The 1,626-nt window shown below is 74.4% G+C and carries 1 protein-coding gene; it reads right to left on the bottom strand.

What is annotated here, in order from left to right:
- Positions 1-205: 205 nt before the first annotated feature.
- On the bottom strand, positions 206-1,366 hold the full coding sequence (locus I4I78_RS32330) for a macrolide family glycosyltransferase (RefSeq protein WP_226380854.1): 1,161 nt from the start codon (positions 1,364-1,366) through the stop codon (positions 206-208).
- Positions 1,367-1,626 lie beyond the last annotated feature (260 nt).

Raw genomic sequence — 1,626 nt, 5'->3', positions numbered from 1 at the left:
GACGGCCAGCAGGCCCACGGTCAGTACCGAGACGATGGTCCTGCGCACGGGTCCCCCTGACGTCACCCCCGACGGCGCGCGGGCGTGCCACCCGGCGCCATTGACCCGCCCGACGGTGCCACCCCGGCACGGAGATCCACAATCAACACACCGGCGTCTGCCTCGGATGGCCTAGTGCCCGCCGTCACACCGGCGGACAATCCGGTCATCCGGCCGGTCGGCGCAGCAGTCCTTCCGCGATGTCGGCCGCGCCGCGCGCGCCCCCGGCCGCGCGTGCCTGCTCGCGCAGCTCCCGGCACCGCGCCGCCACCTCCGGCGAGCGCGACACCCGCAGGATCGCCTCGCGCAGCCGCTGCGGGGTCACCTGGTCGGCCGGCAGGTGCTCGCCGACGCCGAGCTCGGCCAGCCGTGCGGCGTTGCCGAACTGGTCGACCGCCTGAGGTACCGCGACCATCGGAACGCCCTGGTAGAGCCCCTCCGAGCAGCCGCCCATCCCGGCGTGGGTGACGAACGCCGACGCGTGCCGCAGCGCCGCGAGCTGGGGCAGCCAGGACCGCACCTCGACGGTGTCCGGCACCTCGCCCACCTCGGCCGGGTCGACGTGCGGGCCGACCGACATGGCGACCCGCCAGTCCAGCCCGTCCATCGCGGTGACGACGTCGCGGAAGAACTGCGGCCGGTCGTTGTAGGCCGACCCGAGCGAGACGACGAGCAACGGCCGGTCCGGCTCCGGGAACTCCTCCTGGTGCGGGCGCCGGTCCAGCGCCGGCCCGACGAACGTGACGACGTCGCGGTCGACGCGCTCGGCGTTCGGCTGCATCGCCTCCGGCACGAGGGCCGCGCAGCGCGGCGGCCGGCCGCTGAACTCCGCCCAGCCGAGGTCGATCCCGATCTCGGCGAGCCAGGCGTCGAAGGCGTCGCGGTAGGCGACCCCGTCCGGTTCGTCGAGGAACGCCAGCGCGTCACCCATGTCCTGCTCGTAGCCCTCCCAGGCCACGATCGACGGGGAGAGCTGCAGCAGCGGCAGGTCCCAGCGGTGTGCCAGGGCGCGGCCGGCGTAGCCGCCGATGTCGTAGAGCACGGCGTCCGGGCGGTCCCGTTCCAGTGCCGTGAGCAGCTGCGGGAGGACGGCCCGGCCCTCGTCGAGGAACAGCGCCATGCCGGCGACGGGGTCGCTGGGCCACTGCTGCCCCGCCGCCTCGTCGGGCAGCGGGGAGTCGACGACGAGCGGGGTGGCACCGCTGGACGCGACCATCGCCGCGAAGGACCCGCGGATCGCGTAGGTGACGCGGTGGCCGCGCGCGGCCAGCTCGGTCATCACCGGGAGATGCGGGTTGGTGTGGCCGTGCGCGCCGACGCCGACCATAAGGATGTGGGACACGAGGAGATCTCCGGGGTTCGGGGGGGACGAACGAGGTCAGCAGGAGGACCCGCACGTCGTGCGACGACGGCGGGCCCGTGCGGGCCGGATCAGAGGTAGAGCTCCCGGGCGATCATGGCCGGGACGGTAGCGGGCCGGCCCCGGGCGTGCACCCGGATTCGGGTCGGGCCGGCCTGGGAGGATCCCCGCGTGGCTCACCTGCGGTGCGACTTCGTCGCCGACTCACTCGGACTGGCCACGTCGAT

Origin of the sequence: Pseudonocardia sp. KRD291 (genome assembly GCF_019263595.1) — a bacterium.
GTDB lineage: Bacteria > Actinomycetota > Actinomycetes > Mycobacteriales > Pseudonocardiaceae > Pseudonocardia.
Note: the sequence above shows the minus strand (reverse complement) of the source record. Positions and strands in the feature narration are given on the sequence as shown.